We start from the raw sequence: 16,021 nt of genomic DNA on the forward strand, positions 1-16,021 counted from the left end.
CCGAGCCCATCACCTCATCCTGGAGGCCCACCATGGAAGACACGCCCCTCCATCGCGACGGGAACTGGCCGGCCGGCCCGCTGTCGCAGATCCTCTCCGTCGAGCCCACCCAGGCGTGGTGGCGCTGCCCCACGTGCTCCATGGCCGGAACCCTCGCCCAACTCCACGTCTACGGGCCGGAACCGGGCCTCACCGCCCGCTGTCCCGGCTGTGCCCGGGTCGCCCTGAGGCCCGTGAAGGAGGCCGACCACATCTGGCTGGCCCTGCGCGGCTCGGCGGGCGCTTTCCGCTTCCGTACCGCGTGAGCTCGGCGGGATCGTCCCCGGCCGGGGTGGGCACCGCGGCGGACCGCTCGCGCACGGAGGACGCCCACGGGTACGGGCGCGGGGCGCGGATTGCCGTACTGGGTGTTCCCGGCCCGGCCGCGGCGTGCGCCCGGCTCAGGGCACACCGCGGAAGTCGTCCCCCACCGTCAGCGTGACCAGGCCGTCCGGCGCTGCGGCGCTCTCCGCCACGGGGGTACCGGGCAGCCGCGAGGCCAGGGCACGGGCCTGCTCCCCGAGGCCCGCCGGGTGGGTGACGGAGGTCCGGGCCGACGGCACGGACGCGTTGCCGGTCCCGGCGACGGTGAATCCGGCCCGACGCAGCGACTGGGCCGCCTCCCAGGCGAGACCCGGCGTGCCGGTGCCGTCGAGCACCTGTACGCGGACGCTGCTGGCGTACAGCGGCTTCTCCCCGGCGGCCGCGACGCTCTCCTTGCGGACCTCCCGGTCCCGGGCGAGTGCCGTGAACAGATCGGCGGCCGCCGGGTACTGCCAGACGACGTTGGCCGAGTCGGACGGCACGTCCATGCTGCGGGGATAGTTGGGCACGGTCACGAACGTCAGCCGGCCGGGCGGGATCGCCCTGAGCCGGGAGACGAGACCGTACAGGGGCTGGATCCCGGCGAGGGCCTTGTCCGTGGTGAGCGACTTGGTGGCGGAGTCCAGCAGGTCGTACATCGCGCCGGGGCTGGTCAGCTTCTGCTGGGCCCGATCGGCCAGGGCCCGCATGAACTCCTGCTGCCGGCCGATGCGTCCGAGGTCGGAGCCGTCGCCGACGCCGTAGCGGGCGCGTACGTAGCCGAGGGCGTCCTCGCCCCGCACGGTCTGGCAGCCGGCGGGGATGTCGAGGCGGGCCTTCGCGTCATGGATCGCGGCCGTGGGGCAGACCTCCATGCCGTCGAGGGCGTCGACCATGCCCTTGAACCCCTGGAAGTCCACCGACACGTAGTGGTCGATGCGCAGTCCGGTGTTCTGCTCGACCGTCTTGACCGCGCAGGCGGCGGCGCCCGCGACCTCGCCGCCGGAGCCGCCGATCGCGAACGCCTCGTTGATCTTGGTGTGCTGAGGGGGCGAGGTGCTGCCGTCGCCGCGGTCGCACGCCGGCACCTTCACCCACGAGTCGCGGGGGAAGGACACCACGGTCGCCCATTTCCGGTTCGCCGCGAGATGAAGGACCATCAGCGTGTCGGACCGCATCGTGGTCGGATCCCTGCCGTACCGGGCATTGGCCCCGGCCCGGGAGTCGGAACCGACCACGAGGATGTTCTCGGAACCGGAACTCGAGTCGGGCGGGCGGTCGTCGCCGATCCTGCCGTCGACGTCCGCGGACCGGATGTTGCCCTGCAGGTCCCGGTAGACCCAGACGCCGGCAGCCGTGGCGACGGCGAGCAGTACCGCGAGCGCCGCCGCGCCCCTCGGCGTCCTCCGGCGGCGCCGGGCGGGGCGGTCCACCGGGCCCCCCTGCCGGGTCCGCTCCTGGATCCGTTCGTCGGCCGCCGCCGGCCGCCACCGGCCCGGCGTCGACGGGGGCCGCCGGGCAGTCGCGGAGGGCCGGGCCGACGCCCGGGGCCGCGTTCCCGCGGGAGGCGGCGGGGGCGTCGCGGGAGGGGGGCTTTTCGCCGGGGGCCGCCCGGGCGCATCGCTCACGTCGAAGTTCCTCCACTGCCCGGGCGGATCGGCGCCCGCCCGTCGTCGGCACGTGCTCTCGGCGGACGGCAAGGTCCAAGCACTGTACTTCCGTGTAGAAGGCATCGGGCCGCGACGACACCCGGGCGGCACAGGCCATGTGGGGCGCGGCGCCCGGCTGCGGCCCCGCCACTCCCCCTTCGGGGCAGTCGGACGGTGAACGTGAACACTGAGCCAGGTCTCAAGCCTTGCCATGTTCGGGGTCGTCCGCACGGAGCACGGCGGCGCGGCGACCGGCCGGGACGGCGACACCGGGAAGGACAGCCGCCCCACCCGTGCGGCCGCGGGTCGCCGGCCGGGCCCGCGGCAGCACGGGGAAGCACGGCATCAGGAAGTCGTAAAGACTGCCGTAACACGGCAATGAAATCCTCCCGGCACGCATGGGACCATGCGTCCATCGGGGCCTTCAAGGGTCAGGGGGGTGTGCTGGCATGGGTTTGTTTCTCGGTCTCGGCATCGTGGGCATCGTCCTGCTGGCGCTCTCACTCGTCCTCGACGGGGTGCTGGAAGGTTTCCTCGACGGTGTGCTGGACGGCCTGTTCGACGGCTGGCTCTCGCTTCCGGTGATCGCCGGCTTCGTCTCGATGCTCGGGTTCACCGGCGCGATCGTGCTGGGCACGACCGGCCTGGGCCCGACCGCCGCCACGGTGGCGGGAGTTCTCGCCGGCCTGCTCGCGGCCCGGCTGACCTGGCTGCTCAGCCGCGCGCTCATGCGGGACCGGAGCGCCGCCGCCCCACGGGGCGAGGACCTCCTCGGCACCGGAGGGTCCGTGGTGACGGCCATCCCGGCCGGCGGCTACGGCGAAGTGCTGCTGCGCGTGGCCGGTCAGCCCGTGAAGTTCGCCGCCAGGTCCGCCACGCCCGTCCCGCGGGGCGCGGAGGTCTGGGTGGAGGCCGCCCTGTCGGCCACCTCCGTCCTCGTACGCCCCGTCGAGCGCTGACGTTCCGTCCCGGCGCCCGACCCGTTCGACATTCACACCTGATCTGCCGCCCTCCGGGGGGCAGGGGGGAGCACCATGAGTCCAGTCGTCATCGCCGTGGTGGGAGTCGCCGTACTCCTCGTCCTGCTGGCCCTCGTCGTCATCACGCGGTACAAGGTCGCAGGCCCCAGTGAGGCGTTCATCATCACGGGCCGGCGCGGCAAGAAGGCCACCGATCCCGAGACCGGTCGGGTCTTCACCGACAACAGCGGCCAGAAGGTCGTCGTCGGCGGTGGCGTGTTCGTCGTGCCGTTCGTGCAGCAGAGGTTCACCCTCGACCTCTCCAGCCGGCACATCCCCGTCGCCGTCCGGGGCGCGGTCACGCTGCGCGGCATCAAGGCAAACCTGGAGGGCGTGGCGATCGTCAAGGTCGGCGGGAGCGAGGACTCGATCCGGGCCGCCGCCCAGCGCTTCCTCGTCCAGCAGGACGGGATCGTCGGCTTCACCCAGGAGGTGCTCTCCGGCGCGCTGCGATCCATCGTCGGCCGGATGTCGGTGGAGGACATCATCCGGGACCGGGCCGCCTTCGCCGGCCAGGTCGCGGAGGAGGCCGAGGCCAGCCTCTCGGGACAGGGCCTCGTGCTGGACGCGTTCCAGATCCAGGACATCACCACCGAGGGCTCCTACCTCGAGGACCTCGGACGCCCGGAGGCGGCGCGGGCCAAGCAGGAGGCCGACATCGCCGAGGCGGTGGCCCGGCGGGCGTCGGAGCAGGCGCGGCTGAAGGCCGAGGAGGAGATCGCCGTCGCGCAGCGGACGTTCGCCCTCAAGCAGGCCGAGATCAAGGCGGAGACGGACGAGGCGGCCGCGAAGGCCGCCGCGGCGGGGCCGCTCGCCGAGGCCGACCGGCAGCAGGAGATCCTCAGCCAGCAGGAGAAGGTCGCGGAACGCCGGGCGGCCCTGACCGACAGGGAACTCGACACACAGGTCCGCAAGCCCGCAGACGCGGCCCGCTACCAGGCCGAGCAGGAGGCCGAGGCCCGTCGTGTCGCCCTGGTGAAGCAGGCCGAGGCCGACGCGCAGCGCGCCCGACTGACCGGTGAGGGCGAGAAGGCGCACCGCGCTGCGCTCGCCGACGCGGTCCGCATCGAGGGCGAGGCGGAGGCCGCGGCGATCGCCGCCAAGGGGTCCGCCGAGGCGGAGGCCATGCAGAAGAAGGCCGACGCCTTCGAGCGGTACGGCGACGCCGCGGTGCTGCAGATGCTCGTCGAGGTACTGCCGCAGGTGGTCGGCAAGGCCGCGGAACCGCTCGGCGCCATCGACAAGATGACCGTCATCTCCACCGACGGCGCCGGCAAGCTGCCGCGGGCCGTGGCGGACAACGTCGCCCAGGGCCTGGAACTCCTGGGTTCCACGACGGGGGTCGACCTCGCCGAGCTGCTGCGGGGCATCACGCAGAAGGGCCCGAAGCAGGAGACCGGCAGGACCGCGGAGAACGGGGCGGTCGAGATCACCGGCTAGCGCGGGCAGTCACCGCGGGCGGGACCGAGGGCCGGGGAGCATCGTGCTCCCCGGCTTTCCCTCACGGCGGTCCTGGTCCTGCGATCGCGGCCCGCCCGCAGGGTCAGCCCGGGGGCACCCGGCCGGGTCCGACGGGATCGCGTACGCCGGGGAGCATCGGCAGCGGCGAGTTCCCCGAACATCTCCCTGCCGAGCCCAGGTCGGGTTCGCTGCGACCAGGTCACCGCGTGGCCTCGGCCACGGCCCGGCCGGGGAGGAGGGCGAGGAGCTGTCGCGTGTGGCCGGGCAGTTCTGCCTCCGCCAGTCCGGTGACGATGTCGCGCAGCGGCATGGGCTGATCCGCCAGGAGGGTGCCGTTGGACAGGAGCCGGGCGGGTGCCGGGGTACTGAGCTCGGCGTCGCTGAGCGCCGCACCTGCGGCGAGTGCGCACAGGGCGGCTGCCTGGCCGCGGATGCGGTCCCGCAGCCCGGCGTTGCCGCCGGCGTGCGCGATGGTTCGCTCGATGGTCCAGGCGTCGAGGGCGATGCGGTTGTCGTACGTCGTGTTGGCCCCCGCTGCGACGCTCGCGACGGCGGCGATCGTGGCGGCGCTGACGAGGGAGACGTGCGCAAGGATCTGGTCGGCGTTCCACTCCCCGTCCGGCGGGGCGGGGCTGGGGTCGTCGGCATTGGCCACGGTGGCGGCGGCGTCGAGCAGTGCCTGGTAGGCGTCCTGGAGCGGGGTCGCGTCCAGCATGTCTTGCACCTTTCCGTGCGGGCGGGCGTCATGCGCAATGAAGACCAGGGGCGCGAAGGAGCGCCTCAGGTGTGGGCGGGGGACATCTCCCAGGGCGCCTGCGGCAGGACCTCGCCGGTCTCCAGCATCGACTTGAGGTTCGCCAGCACGGCCGGCCAGCCGGCCGAGATGCCGCGCAGCATCTCCCGGTCGGGGAGGTTCTCGTGGGTCACGGTGAGACGCACGATGTCCTGATGCGGTTCGACGAGGAAGGTGACGACAGACGGCTCTCTCGGCGATCCGGTATCGGGGGCGTCGTCAAAGGTGACGACCAGCCGGGTCGGGGGCTCGGACTCCAGGACGCGGCCCACCACGTCGATCCGGCCCGACCCGTCGGCTCGCCGGTGTTCCCAGGCTGAGCCAGGCTGCCAGTCGGAGACGTTGGCGTGTCCCCAGTAGCGCGCTGTCAGGTCGGCGTCGGTGAGGGCCTGCCACACCTGCTCCGCACCGGCGCGGATGTAGGTGACGTATACGTAGTCCGGCACCGGTGTGGGTGCGTCCGTCATGGTGTACTCCTCTGCCTGGTGCTTGATGGCGCTGATCGCTTGCAGGCGGGGTCTGTCGAAGCCGGAGATCCAGCGCTCCTCGATCTCGTGGATCGGGGCCGGGTTGAGGTAGTGCAGCCGCTCCCGGCCGCGCCGTACCACGGTGACGAGGTTGGCGCGCACGAGCACGTCCAGGTGCTGCGTCGCCGACTGGCGCGCCATGTCGAGGCGCTCGCACAGTTCGCGGAGCGTCTGCCCGTTGTGCTCGCGCAGCCGGTCGAGCAGGAGCCGCCGGGTGGGATCGGCCAGCGCCTTGAACACCGAGTCCATCGCCGTAGCTTCGAGGCTCACATCAACATTATGCAGGCATTCACCTGCCTATCGTCAAGCGGCGGGCCGGCCCGGCCGAGCGCAGCGAAGGAGCCGTGCGGGCGCCTCATCACCCCCGCACGTCTGCGACGAGGACGCGGTGCACACCGAGGCCCGCACGGCGTGCGCAGCCGCCCGCGAGCGCGATGTTCATACGGCGGGCGGGTGGCGGTCCACGACCACCGCGACGAGGGCGCCCACGAGGACCGCCCAGGCCACCGCACCGGGGCCGGCGTGCCGCCAACCCACGAGACCGAGCACGACCGCCGTCACGGCCCCCGCGGTCACGGCCCGGAGGTTGGAGACGAACGCCCACCGGGCACGGGCGCTCCCCGGGTCCCGCAGCTCCGCCAGGGCGGCCCTGATCACGAATACGGCGGCCACGACGGCGACGGTCAGAAGCGAGGCGGCGCCGTCCACACGGTTCCTCCCTCACATTCCGTCGATGACGTGGAGGGGCAACGCGTGACCGGGCGCGGAGGGTTCCCGCATCCGTGTCGCCGCCCGCTGCCGTCGGTCTCGGGCGCTTCCCGGACCGCAGACCGGCGCCTGCGGAGCCCGGGGACGGCAGGCGGAGTGGTCGTCGTGCGCCGGAGTCCAAGTGCCCGGCGGAAGGCCGGGACCGCCGTTGGTGCGGTCGTCGTTCACCGGGGAGGAGGGCCTCGAAGGGACCCGCCGTTGGGAGCGGACGCGTCCTACCGCATCCGGGGCCCGAGAAGTTCCGCCAGACCACGGCGCGTGGCCGCGACGACCACGCGGTCACCGGGGCGCAGCAGGTGTCCCGGGTGGAGGTCGAAGAGCAGGCCGCCGGCGTGGTGCGTCCCGTCGTCGGGCGGGGCGGCGGAGAGGTCCGGAAGCCGGTCGCCCGGTGCCGTCATGTCCAGGGCGAGCACCCGCCATCTGCCCGGACTGACCGCTTCTGCGATGGTGTGGCCCTCCAGCTGCGGAAGGTCGGCCACTTCGAGTGCGGCGAAGAGGAGCACCCGTCGCTCGACGGAGACGGCCCCGAGCACCTGACGGCCCATCATGGCACCGGCGAAGGCGGGGGCGGAGAGCGACGTCACGCTCCTGCTGCGGGTGAGCGCCCCGGGATGCGCGGCACGCAGCGTCCGGTAGACGGCGGTGGCGAAGTCGTCGTCGTACAGCCGGAGTGCCACCCGGAGGTCGGAGGCGATCGAGCGCGCGTAGAGGGCGGCTTCGAGATTGGTGGTGTCGGAGCTGGTGAGGGCGAGCAGCGCGTGCGCCCGGTGGGTCCTGGCGGCTTCGAGCACGCCCTCCTGCGTGACGTCCCCGATGATCACGGGCACGCGCAGCCGACGGGCGAGGGCCACGCCACGCGCCTCGGGGTCGTTCTCGACGCAGACGACCGGCGTGCCCAGTTCACGCAGCCGGCCGAGGACACGGGTGCCGACCTTGCCGAGGCCCAGCAGGACGACGTGCCCGGTCAGACCGCGTGGGGGACGGCGCAGTGCGGTCGCCGAACGGAAGGAGCTGAGCGCTTCCAGTACGGCGGCGACGAGCAGGGGCAGCAGGAGGAGTCCCACGAGCCCGGTCAGCAGTTGCAGGACCTGGCGGTCGGGCTCCTCGTCGACCGCGGGGTCGTTGATGGAGAAGAGGTCGAGGAGCGTGATGTAGGCGGCGTGGAGCGGGTGGCCGCCCCCGGTGAGCCAGGACGCGACGGCCAGGGCGGTGACGGCCGCGCCGACGCCCGCGAACGACCAGCGCACCCGACGGGAGAAGAGCTCCCGGAACGGCAGTGCGGGGCCGCTCAGACGGCTGCCGGGCCCGGCCTCCGGGCCGGTGACGGCTTCGAGCACGATCCTCCCGCGGCCGGTCGCCGCGGCCACGGCCCCGTCGCCGGGCAGCAGCAGCGGTCCGGCGGAACCGCTGCCGTCGGTTCCCTCCACGCCGGCGGGGTCGCTGCTGGTGGAGGACAGCAGCGCCAGGGTGCACAGACCCCGGTCCGCGGTCCCACCGTGTCCCGGCGGTGGCCTCTCGGCGGTGCGCAGAAGCAGTCCGCCGGCTTGGACGATCTTGCTGGTTCCGGTGACGGCGGTCGCGGCGAGTGCCGGAGCGGCGGTGTCGGCGTCCGAGAGGACGGTGGTGGAGGAGTCGATGTCGTCGGCGTCCATCCCGGGTACGGCGAGGGCGGCCGCCTGGTCGAGCAGCTGCTCCAGGTGCTGGCCGAGCTTGCGGTTGTAGAGGCGGATGACCAGACGCAGGCGGGGGTTCAGCCGGCGGGCGGTGAGCGCGGCGCGGATGTTGGTCTCGTCGTCCTCGTGCACCAGGGCGAGCGCCTGCGCGGTCTCGACCCCGGCGTCCCGGAGCGCGACGTCGTCGGGATCGTCCGTCTCCCTGACGGACACGGACACCTCCTCCGGTCGGCCGGCTCCGTCGTTCACGGCCGCACGACCCGCTCCCGTACGGACGATGCCCGCCGACACCCTGCCGAGGAGGGCGAGGGCCCGGCCGCCGGACGGAGCGTCCGCGTCTGCGGGCGGGCTCGTGGACGAGCGGCTGGGCGGGACGAGGAGCGTCACCTGCTGCCGGTAGACATCGCGGAGTTCGGCGGCGAGCCGATGGGCGAGGGCGTCGTCTCCGCTGACGAGCATGTGGCCCGCGGCGGGCCGCGCCTGGTGAGGAATGGGATGCACATGCCATACATTGCCGTGCCGTTCCCACGCGGCGCACCTCAACACGGCGGCGGATCGGGTCCGTTGGCCTGCCCGGGGCGTCCCCGCGCGGGCCGGACCGTCGAGTGCGGTCGTGACGGAAGTCTTACGTCCTGGCGTGGGAGCGGGCAGGCGGTGGAGGCGCCCCCTAGCGTCGGCGGCATGCGCGTACTCGTCACAGGAGGCGCCGGCTTCATCGGCGCGCAGATCGTCTCGGCACTCATCGCGCGGGGCCACGAACCGGTGGTCCTGGACGCCTTGCTGCCCACCGCGCACCACGGGCCTCCGTCGCCGCCGGAGACCGGGTTCGTGCACGGAGACGTCCGCGACACGACGGTTCTCGCCGCGGTCCTGAACGGCGTGGACGCGATCTGCCACCAGGCGGCCATGGTGGGGCTCGGCAAGGACTTCGCCGATGCCCCGGGCTACGTGAGCTGCAACGACCTGGGGACGGCGACGCTCCTCGCCGCGGCCGCTGAGGCACGGGTGCGCCAGGTGGTGCTGGCGGGTTCGATGGTGGTGTACGGGGAGGGGCGTTACGCATGCCCCCGCCACGGAGAGGTGCGGCCGGGGCCGAGGTCGGCGGCCGATCTGGCGGCGGGCCGCTTCGAGCCGCCGTGCCCGCGGTGCGGCGCCGCACTGACCCCGGGCCTCGTCGACGAGGACGCCCCGTGCGACCCGCGCAACGTGTACGCCGTGACGAAGCTGACGCAGGAGCACCTGACGGCCGCCTGGGCACGTGCGACGGACGGCAGGGCCGTTTCTCTCCGCTACCACAACGTCTACGGGCCGGGGATGCCCCGGGACACCCCGTATGCGGGAGTGGCCTCCTTCTTCCGGTCGGCGCTGGCCCGGGGCGAGGCGCCCCGCGTGTTCGAGGACGGGGCCCAGCGAAGGGACTTCGTCCACGTCCGGGACGTCGCCGAGGCGAACGTCGTGGCCCTGGAGGCGGTCGCGGAACGGGAGGCGGGCGTTCTCACCGCCTACAACACGGGCAGCGGGGACCCCCGCACCGTCGGTGAGATGGCGGCGGCACTGGCGGCCGTGTGCGGCGGGCCCGAGCCGGTCGTCACCGGTGAGTTCAGGCTGGGGGACGTCCGGCACATCACGGCGGACTCACGCAGATTGCGGCGCGACCTCGGCTGGTCGGCCCGCACGGGATTCCGCGCGGGCATGGCCGAGTTCGCCCGCGCGGCGCAGCGCGCACCCGGCGCCGCGCACACCGCCGGCGCTCCGCCGTCCTGACTTCCGAGGCCCGGGAGCGCGAAGGGGCCGGGCGCGGCGGCGAGCAGGGCGGGGTGCGTTGGGGACCGGGCCTCGGCGACACGCCGGGGTGACCGACGTGCGTCGGCTGCCGGCATCCACACGCGGTCCTGCCGGCTGCGGCGCGGGCGACCCGCCCGACAGCGCAACTGCCCCGCCTGCCCGAGGCGGGCCGGGCGATGTGCGGATCCACACCCCGCCCGGCAGGGCCCCCGCGCCCGCGTACGCACGGGCGGACGGCCGGGGCGCGTGCGCCCGCCTCCCGCACGGTCCCCGAACGCCACCGGGGCAGGCCCGCGGCTCCGCCACCGGTCGGCGACGGCGCACGGCAACCGCGCGCCGTCGAGTCCGGCCAGGACGGCGACCCGCTCCGACCTTTCGCGCGGGCGCCGGTCCGGGACCGGCCGCTGCCGGTACGCGGAACACCGCGCCGGGGTCCCGGGACCCCGGCGGGGCCGGATCCGACGCTCACGCGGCCCGGCGACGTCGCGCCGCGGACGCCTCCCGGAACCCGCACCGCGACCGGCCACAAGAACACCACCGCCAGCGACACCGCCGGGCCGCCGCCCCCGACGCGGACACCACCGGCAGCGGCGCGGAACACCCGGTCACGGCATCGCTCCGCTCCGGCCCGCGGGCCGGGGCACCGGGCGGGAAGGGCGGCGGGCGGGGTGCGTTCCGGCGGCACGGTACGGCACCGCTGCTCACGGAGGATGACGTCCGCGTTTCGTAAGGGGTCGATGTCCGCTTTGTTCGCCGCCGATTCGTACGGTGAAAGTCGTGACCACTGACGTCGTACTTCCCTGTCTGAACGAGGCCGGGGCGCTGCCCTGGGTCCTCGAACGCGTTCCCGCCGGATGGCGCGCCATCGTCGTCGACAACGGCTCCACGGACGGTTCCGCCGGAATCGCCGGGGAGTTGGGGGCGACCGTCGTGCGCGAGGAACGGCGCGGCTTCGGGGCGGCCTGCCACGCGGGGCTGCTGGCCGCGGAGGCGGACATCGTGTGCTTCTGCGACTGCGACGCGTCCCTGGATCCCGCACTCCTCGTCCCCTTCGTCCGTGCCGTGGCGGAGGGCGAGGCGGACCTGGTGCTGGGGCGGCGACGGCCCGCCGGCCGGGGTGCCTTCCCGGCGCACGCCCGCGCGGGGAACCTCGCGCTGTCCTGGATGCTGCGCCGGCGGACCGGTCTGAGGCTCCACGATCTGGGCCCGCTCCGGGCGGCGCGCCGCGAGGAGCTGCTGGAGCTGGGTCTGACGGACCGTCGCAGCGGCTATCCGCTGCAGATGGTGGTGCGCGCCGCGGACGCCGGCTGGCGGGTGCGGGAGGAGGACGTGCCCTACCTGCCCAGGACAGGGAAGTCGAAGGTGACCGGAACCTGGCGGGGCACCTGGCAGGCGGTGCACGACATGCGCCGGGTGCTGGGCGAGGCCGGTGGTGCACGGTGACCACACTTCTCGTCATCGCCAAGGAACCGGTACCGGGCCGGGTGAAGACACGGCTGTGCCCTCCCTTCAGCCCGGCGCAGGCGGCGCTGCTCGCCGAGGCCGCGCTCGCCGACACCCTTGCGGTGGTCGCCGGACTTCCCGCGGAGCGGCGCGTGCTCGTCCTGGACGGGACCGCCCGCGACTGGCTGCCGTCGGGCTTCGACGTGGTGCCCCAGGGCACTGGCCGGCTCGACGAGCGGCTGGCCGCGGCGTTCGCCCTGTGTGCGGGTCCGGCGCTGCTGGTCGGGATGGACACCCCGCAGCTCTCGGCGGACCTCCTCGCTCCTGTGCTCGCGCCGCGGGCGTGGCACGAGCACGACGCCTGGTTCGGGCCCGCGGCCGACGGCGGGTTCTGGGCGCTGGGACTGGCCGCACCGGACCCGGAACTGCTGCGCGGAGTACCGATGTCCGTGCCCGGGACCGGGGCCGCGCAGCGTCGCCGGCTGGTCGACGCCGGACTGCGCGTGGGCGACCTGCCGGCCCTGCGCGACGTGGACACCGCGGCGGACGCGCGGCTGGTGGCCCGGGAGGCGGCGGGAAGCCGGTTCGCGGCCGTGTACGCCCGGCTGGTCCCGGCGTCCGCCGTACCGGACCGCGCGGACCGGTCCCGGACGCGGCCCGGCGCCGCGCGGCCCGGAGACGGTCCTTCGCCGGCGGGTCCGCGATGACGTCGACCGCGTGGCGCGCCGACCCCTACACGGACGCGCTGCGCACCGGCCGCGGGCCGCTCTTCCTGCGTCGTCGCGACGGGTGGCTCCTGCCCCTGGAAGTGGAGCGCTGGTGCGAGGGACCCGATCCGGCCGATCTCACCGTGCTGCGGCGCTGCCACGGACCCGTCCTGGACATCGGCTGCGGTCCCGGACGGCTCGTCGTCGCGCTCGGGGCGAGCGGACGCCGCGCCCTCGGCATCGACGTGAGTCCGGAGGCGGTGGCCCGGACCGTCCGGGCGGGCGGAACGGCCCTGCTCCGGTCGGTCTTCGAGCCGGTGCCCGACGAGGGCCGCTGGGGAACGGCTCTGCTGATCGACGGCAACATCGGCATCGGCGGAGACCCGGCCGCGCTCATGCGGCGCGTGTCCGAGGTAACCGCCCCCGGAGCGGTGCTGATAGCCGAGACGTCCGCGGAGGACGCGGACGCCGACGAACGCGTCGAGGTCACCGTCGTCAACGGCAGGGGGGAACGCGGGGCCCCGTTTCCCTGGGCGCGCCTCGGGGCCCGCGCCCTGTGCGAGCACGCGGCGGGCGCCGGCTGGACCCCGGCAGGGCAGTGGACGGCGGCCGGACGCGGCTTCGTCGAGCTGCGCGGCCCCGCTCAGCGTCGCGGGGACTGACGCGCCCGCCTGCCGTCGTCCTCGGTGTGGCGCGGCCTGCGGCGAAGCCACCGGACGAGGAGGACCAGGCAGGCGGCACCGGCGACCGCTCCCAGCACGATCACCAGGTTCCGTCCGTAGGGCAGGGGCAGGGCCGACGGATTGGGCGGGGTGCCGGGGCGGAGCAGCAGCGGCAGTGTGATCAGCACCAGCGAGCCGCCCACGACGAGCGCCCCGCGCACCACCCCCCGGGCGGGCAGGGCGGCGACCAGCATCCCCGCACCGAGGACCAGCGGAGCGAGCACCGCGTCGTGCAGTACGAGCGCTCCCCCCAGCCACACCACGACTCCCCAGGCGTCGCGGGCGGAGAGGACCAGCCCCGTGCCCACGGCCATCAGCACCACCCCCAGACCTCCGGCGGCGTACCGGAGCAGCGCGGGGCCCGGACGCCGGGGCATCACAGGACCTCCAGCCGGGTGACCCATTTCGTCTGCAGCACACCGGGGCGGTTCGGGGCGATGATGCGTGCCGGGAAGCCGTGGTCGGCCGACAGCACCTGGCCGTTGAGGGTCAGGGCCAGGAGGGTCAGCGGGTCGTGGGCGTACTCGCGGCCCATCTCCATCACGCGGTAGGCGCCGCGCACCTCCATCGAGATCACGCGCAGCCCCGCGTCCGGGGCGGCACCCGCGCGCTCCAGGAGGTCCCGGACCCGTACGCCTCCCCAGTGCGCCGAGGCGCTCCATCCCTCCACGCAGGCGATCGGCAGTACGGCCTCGGCCTGCGGAAGTGCCCGCAGCTCGTCCAGGGTGAGCGTGCAGCGGCGCGGCCCCAGCACCTCCAGGCGCCAGTCCCGGACCATCGCGGCGGTGACGCCCGCGGCGGCGGCCGTCCGGTTCACCGGCAGCCCCTGCGGGCCGATCCCGGGATGTCTCGGTGCCAGCAGATCGAGTCTCTTCAGCGGGGTGAACGCCTGACCGACGGTGGTGAGGGTCACGGCGGTGACCGCCGCGCCGACGGCCACGAGCAGCGACCTGCGGTCCGGGGCGTCGGCCGGCGGCAGGGTGAGCGTGCCGGGCGACCTGCGACTCCAGTGGTCCCTGATCTCGGGCGCCTTGACGGCCACGTGCAGCAGCACCGCTCCGGCGAGCAGCCAGGCGACGGCGAAGTGGACCGGTACGAACGAGAACGGCCACGGATACCACTCGGCGATGTTCAGCAGCCCGGTGAACAGCTGGAACACGGCCGCCGCGACCAGGACCCCCACCGAGAGCCGTTCCAGGCCGTGCTTCAGGGAACGCACCGGCGGCCACACCCAGAGCCGCGGGTACACCGCCCAGAGCTTCGCCAGCAGCAGCGGGACGGCCGCCAGGCCGGAGGCGACATGGAGCCCCTGGGTCAGCCGGTAGCCCCACACCGGCCGCGGCGGCAGTTCGTTGGCGAGCCATCCGGGCGGGTGCTGCAGGTAGTGGCTGATGAGGCCGGTGAGGAAGCACACGGCGATCGCCGCGCCGAGCCAGCGGCCGATCGCCGTGGCCGTTCGGGCGTCGTGGAGTCTGCCGGAGAAGGACGGTGGCCGTAGTCGCGGTCTCATGTGTCCATGAGACCGCCGGGACGGCCCGGACGGCGGCTCGGACACCTTACGAAACGCGGACGGCGCATCCGGCGTACCGTTCCGGCGTGCGCAGCGCTGCCAGGCTGGGCGCCATGACCAGCCGACGCACCGCCGTGACCGTCCTGCTCCTCGCCGGCCTCGTCGCCGTGCTCGTCGGCACCGTGCGCGCGGACGACTACCACTCCGCCCCCGGGCGTCTCTCCCTGTGGTACGGGGCCGCCTGGCTGCTCTTCGCGGCGGGTGTGTGGGTGCTGCGGAAGGTCCCGGACCGGACCGCGGTGGTGCTCGTCATGGCCGGCGCGGTCGCCGTCGCCGCGACGGGTCTGGTCGCACCGCCGCGCACCAGCACCGACTCCTACCGCTACGCCTGGGACGGGCGGGTGCAGGCCGCCGGGATCTCTCCGTACGACCACGTGCCCGCTGCCCCCGAACTCCTGCCGCTGCGCGACGCCTGGCTCTTTCCCGAGGGCCGTGCCGCCTGCGCCGGGCCCGACCGTGCGCCCGTGGACGACGGCGTGTGCACCCGGATCAACCGGCCCCGGGTGAACACCGTCTACCCGCCGGTCGCGGAGGGCTACTTCCTCCTGGTGGAGACCCTGTCGCCGGACGGCGCGCGGCACAAGCCGCTGCAGACCGGCGGGGCACTGCTCTCGGTCGCCACCGCGGCCACGCTGCTGCTGTTGCTGCGTCGCCGCGGTGCGCCGTGGCGAGCGGCGTACTGGGCCTGGTGCCCGGCGGTGCCCGTCGAGGCCGTGAACAACGCCCACGTCGACGTCCTCGGCGTGCTCTTCTCCGTCGCCGCCCTGGCCGCCGTCGTCCGGCACAGGGCGGCGGGCGGGGTCCTGCTGGGCGTGGCCGTCGCGACGAAGCTGCTGCCCGCCGTGCTGATCCCGGGCGCGCTGTCCGGTGTGCGGCGGGCCCGGGACGCCCTGGCCGTACTGCTGCCCGCGGCCGGTGTGATCGCCGTGCTCTATCTGCCGTACGTGCTGGTGTCGCGGGGCTCGGTCCTCGGTTTCCTCGGCGGCTACGTCCGGGAGGAGGGTTACGACGACGCCTCCGCCAGGAACCGCTATGCGCTGCTGCGGCTGCTCCTGCCGGACGACTGGACGCTGCCGGTCGTGGCCGCGGCGATGCTGGCCGTCGTGGCGTACGTGGTCCTCCGCGGGGATCCGGAACGGCCGTGGAGCGGTGCCCTGGTGGTCACGGGAACCGCCTTCCTGCTCATGACGCCCGGCTATTCCTGGTACGCGCTGCTCCTCGTCGCCCTGGTCGCCCTCGACGGCCGCTGGGAATGGCTCGGCATCGCCGTCGCCGGAGCGGCGAAGTACGTCACCGGCCCCGCCTTCCCCGGGCACGGCGACACCGTGGGCACCATCGCCTACGCGACTGCTGCGGCCGCCGTCCTCGCCGGGTGGGCGCTGCGCGGGCGGGCCGTACGTGGCCGGCCCTCAGCGACACCTCCGGCCGGCCTTCCGGCCTCCACGGAGCCGTCGGGAGACAACGGCAGGAGCGCCTGACCCGGCGCGCCCCTCCTGACGGGGCGCCGGGCAGCGGTCCGAGCGCGGACACGACGGCGTGACGGCAGGTGCCGGGGACGCCGT

At 74.3% G+C, this 16,021-nt stretch carries 15 protein-coding genes; 8 read left to right on the forward strand and 7 right to left on the reverse strand.

The window, feature by feature from the left end; all coding sequences use genetic code 11:
• Positions 1–32: 32 nt before the first annotated feature.
• A complete protein-coding gene (locus AB0J10_RS12900; RefSeq protein ID WP_363060792.1) occupies positions 33–305 on the forward strand; it encodes a DUF6510 family protein in 273 nt (90 codons plus the stop codon).
• A 135-nt stretch (positions 306–440) separates the two neighbouring features.
• Here the strand turns inward: AB0J10_RS12900 and AB0J10_RS12905 are convergent, their stop codons facing one another.
• Positions 441–1,775 carry an LCP family protein gene (locus AB0J10_RS12905; RefSeq protein ID WP_363060794.1) on the reverse strand — a complete coding sequence of 445 codons (1,335 nt, stop codon included), beginning with the start codon at positions 1,773–1,775 and terminating at the stop codon, positions 441–443.
• Between the two features lie 665 nt (positions 1,776–2,440).
• Between AB0J10_RS12905 and AB0J10_RS12910 the strand changes: the two genes are divergently transcribed.
• Together AB0J10_RS12910 and AB0J10_RS12915 are read left to right on the forward strand one after the other, a co-directional pair.
• On the forward strand, positions 2,441–2,950 hold the full coding sequence (locus AB0J10_RS12910) for a hypothetical protein (RefSeq protein ID WP_363060796.1): 510 nt from the start codon (positions 2,441–2,443) through the stop codon (positions 2,948–2,950).
• A gap of 75 nt (positions 2,951–3,025) precedes the next feature.
• Positions 3,026–4,450: an SPFH domain-containing protein gene (locus tag AB0J10_RS12915; protein ID WP_363060798.1), complete on the forward strand. Its 1,425-nt coding sequence runs from the start codon at positions 3,026–3,028 to the stop codon at positions 4,448–4,450.
• Positions 4,451–4,670: 220 nt separating this feature from the next.
• Here AB0J10_RS12915 and AB0J10_RS12920 read toward each other — a convergent pair whose 3' ends face one another.
• The 4 genes from AB0J10_RS12920 to AB0J10_RS12935 all read right to left on the reverse strand — a co-directional run bounded on the left by AB0J10_RS12920 (position 4,671) and on the right by AB0J10_RS12935 (position 8,691).
• Positions 4,671–5,186 carry a hypothetical protein gene (locus AB0J10_RS12920; protein ID WP_363060800.1) on the reverse strand — a complete coding sequence of 172 codons (516 nt, stop codon included), beginning with the start codon at positions 5,184–5,186 and terminating at the stop codon, positions 4,671–4,673.
• Between the two features lie 65 nt (positions 5,187–5,251).
• Positions 5,252–6,040: a metalloregulator ArsR/SmtB family transcription factor gene (locus tag AB0J10_RS12925; protein WP_363060957.1), complete on the reverse strand. Its 789-nt coding sequence runs from the start codon at positions 6,038–6,040 to the stop codon at positions 5,252–5,254.
• A gap of 189 nt (positions 6,041–6,229) precedes the next feature.
• Complete coding sequence (locus AB0J10_RS12930) at positions 6,230–6,499, reverse strand: hypothetical protein (protein ID WP_363060802.1); 270 nt, start codon at positions 6,497–6,499, stop codon at positions 6,230–6,232.
• Positions 6,500–6,774: 275 nt separating this feature from the next.
• Positions 6,775–8,691, reverse strand: coding sequence for an NAD-binding protein (locus tag AB0J10_RS12935; RefSeq protein WP_363060959.1), 1,917 nt, complete (start codon positions 8,689–8,691; stop codon positions 6,775–6,777).
• A 222-nt stretch (positions 8,692–8,913) separates the two neighbouring features.
• Here AB0J10_RS12935 and AB0J10_RS12940 point away from each other — a divergent pair, with 222 nt between their 5' ends.
• From AB0J10_RS12940 to AB0J10_RS12955, 4 genes are all read left to right on the forward strand, one after another.
• Positions 8,914–9,996, forward strand: coding sequence for an NAD-dependent epimerase/dehydratase family protein (locus AB0J10_RS12940; RefSeq protein WP_363060804.1), 1,083 nt, complete (start codon positions 8,914–8,916; stop codon positions 9,994–9,996).
• 798 nt (positions 9,997–10,794) lie between these two features.
• A complete protein-coding gene (locus tag AB0J10_RS12945) occupies positions 10,795–11,460 on the forward strand; it encodes a glycosyltransferase family 2 protein (RefSeq protein WP_363060806.1) in 666 nt (221 codons plus the stop codon).
• Positions 11,457–12,167: a DUF2064 domain-containing protein gene (locus AB0J10_RS12950; protein ID WP_363060808.1), complete on the forward strand. Its 711-nt coding sequence runs from the start codon at positions 11,457–11,459 to the stop codon at positions 12,165–12,167. Before AB0J10_RS12945 ends, AB0J10_RS12950 begins: the two co-directional genes overlap by 4 nt.
• A complete protein-coding gene (locus AB0J10_RS12955; RefSeq protein WP_363060810.1) occupies positions 12,164–12,829 on the forward strand; it encodes a methyltransferase domain-containing protein in 666 nt (221 codons plus the stop codon). The genes AB0J10_RS12950 and AB0J10_RS12955 overlap by 4 nt, the downstream gene beginning before the upstream one ends.
• On the opposite strand, the gene AB0J10_RS12960 is transcribed toward AB0J10_RS12955, so the two are convergent.
• Positions 12,811–13,266 (reverse strand): hypothetical protein, encoded by a 456-nt coding sequence (locus AB0J10_RS12960; protein ID WP_363060812.1) that lies wholly within the window; start codon positions 13,264–13,266, stop codon positions 12,811–12,813. The genes AB0J10_RS12955 and AB0J10_RS12960 overlap by 19 nt on opposite strands.
• Positions 13,266–14,399, reverse strand: a complete 1,134-nt coding sequence (locus AB0J10_RS12965) for a molybdopterin-dependent oxidoreductase (protein ID WP_363060814.1) — start codon at positions 14,397–14,399, stop codon at positions 13,266–13,268. The genes AB0J10_RS12960 and AB0J10_RS12965 overlap by 1 nt, the downstream gene beginning before the upstream one ends.
• Positions 14,400–14,512: 113 nt before the next feature.
• Between AB0J10_RS12965 and AB0J10_RS12970 the strand changes: the two genes are divergently transcribed.
• A complete protein-coding gene (locus tag AB0J10_RS12970; RefSeq protein WP_363060816.1) occupies positions 14,513–15,937 on the forward strand; it encodes a glycosyltransferase 87 family protein in 1,425 nt (474 codons plus the stop codon).
• The last annotated feature ends 84 nt before the right edge of the window (positions 15,938–16,021 follow it).

Origin of the sequence: Streptomyces sp. NPDC049887, from assembly GCF_040656535.1 — a bacterium.
In the GTDB taxonomy this organism is placed as follows: domain Bacteria; phylum Actinomycetota; class Actinomycetes; order Streptomycetales; family Streptomycetaceae; genus Streptomyces.

Excerpts from the sequence above, each read along its gene's own strand:
- AB0J10_RS12965 (WP_363060814.1), bottom strand. The coding sequence starts at position 14,399 with ATGAGACCGCGACTACGGCCACCGTCCTTCTCCGGCAGACTCCACGAC.
- AB0J10_RS12900 (WP_363060792.1), top strand. The coding sequence starts at position 33 with ATGGAAGACACGCCCCTCCATCGCGACGGGAACTGGCCGGCCGGCCCG.
- AB0J10_RS12955 (WP_363060810.1), top strand. The coding sequence starts at position 12,164 with ATGACGTCGACCGCGTGGCGCGCCGACCCCTACACGGACGCGCTGCGC.
- AB0J10_RS12970 (WP_363060816.1), top strand. The coding sequence starts at position 14,513 with ATGACCAGCCGACGCACCGCCGTGACCGTCCTGCTCCTCGCCGGCCTC.
- AB0J10_RS12915 (WP_363060798.1), top strand. The coding sequence starts at position 3,026 with ATGAGTCCAGTCGTCATCGCCGTGGTGGGAGTCGCCGTACTCCTCGTC.
- AB0J10_RS12940 (WP_363060804.1), top strand. The coding sequence starts at position 8,914 with ATGCGCGTACTCGTCACAGGAGGCGCCGGCTTCATCGGCGCGCAGATC.
- AB0J10_RS12920 (WP_363060800.1), bottom strand. The coding sequence starts at position 5,186 with ATGCTGGACGCGACCCCGCTCCAGGACGCCTACCAGGCACTGCTCGAC.
- AB0J10_RS12960 (WP_363060812.1), bottom strand. The coding sequence starts at position 13,266 with ATGCCCCGGCGTCCGGGCCCCGCGCTGCTCCGGTACGCCGCCGGAGGT.
- AB0J10_RS12910 (WP_363060796.1), top strand. The coding sequence starts at position 2,441 with ATGGGTTTGTTTCTCGGTCTCGGCATCGTGGGCATCGTCCTGCTGGCG.
- AB0J10_RS12935 (WP_363060959.1), bottom strand. The coding sequence starts at position 8,691 with ATGCTCGTCAGCGGAGACGACGCCCTCGCCCATCGGCTCGCCGCCGAA.
- AB0J10_RS12925 (WP_363060957.1), bottom strand. The coding sequence starts at position 6,040 with ATGGACTCGGTGTTCAAGGCGCTGGCCGATCCCACCCGGCGGCTCCTG.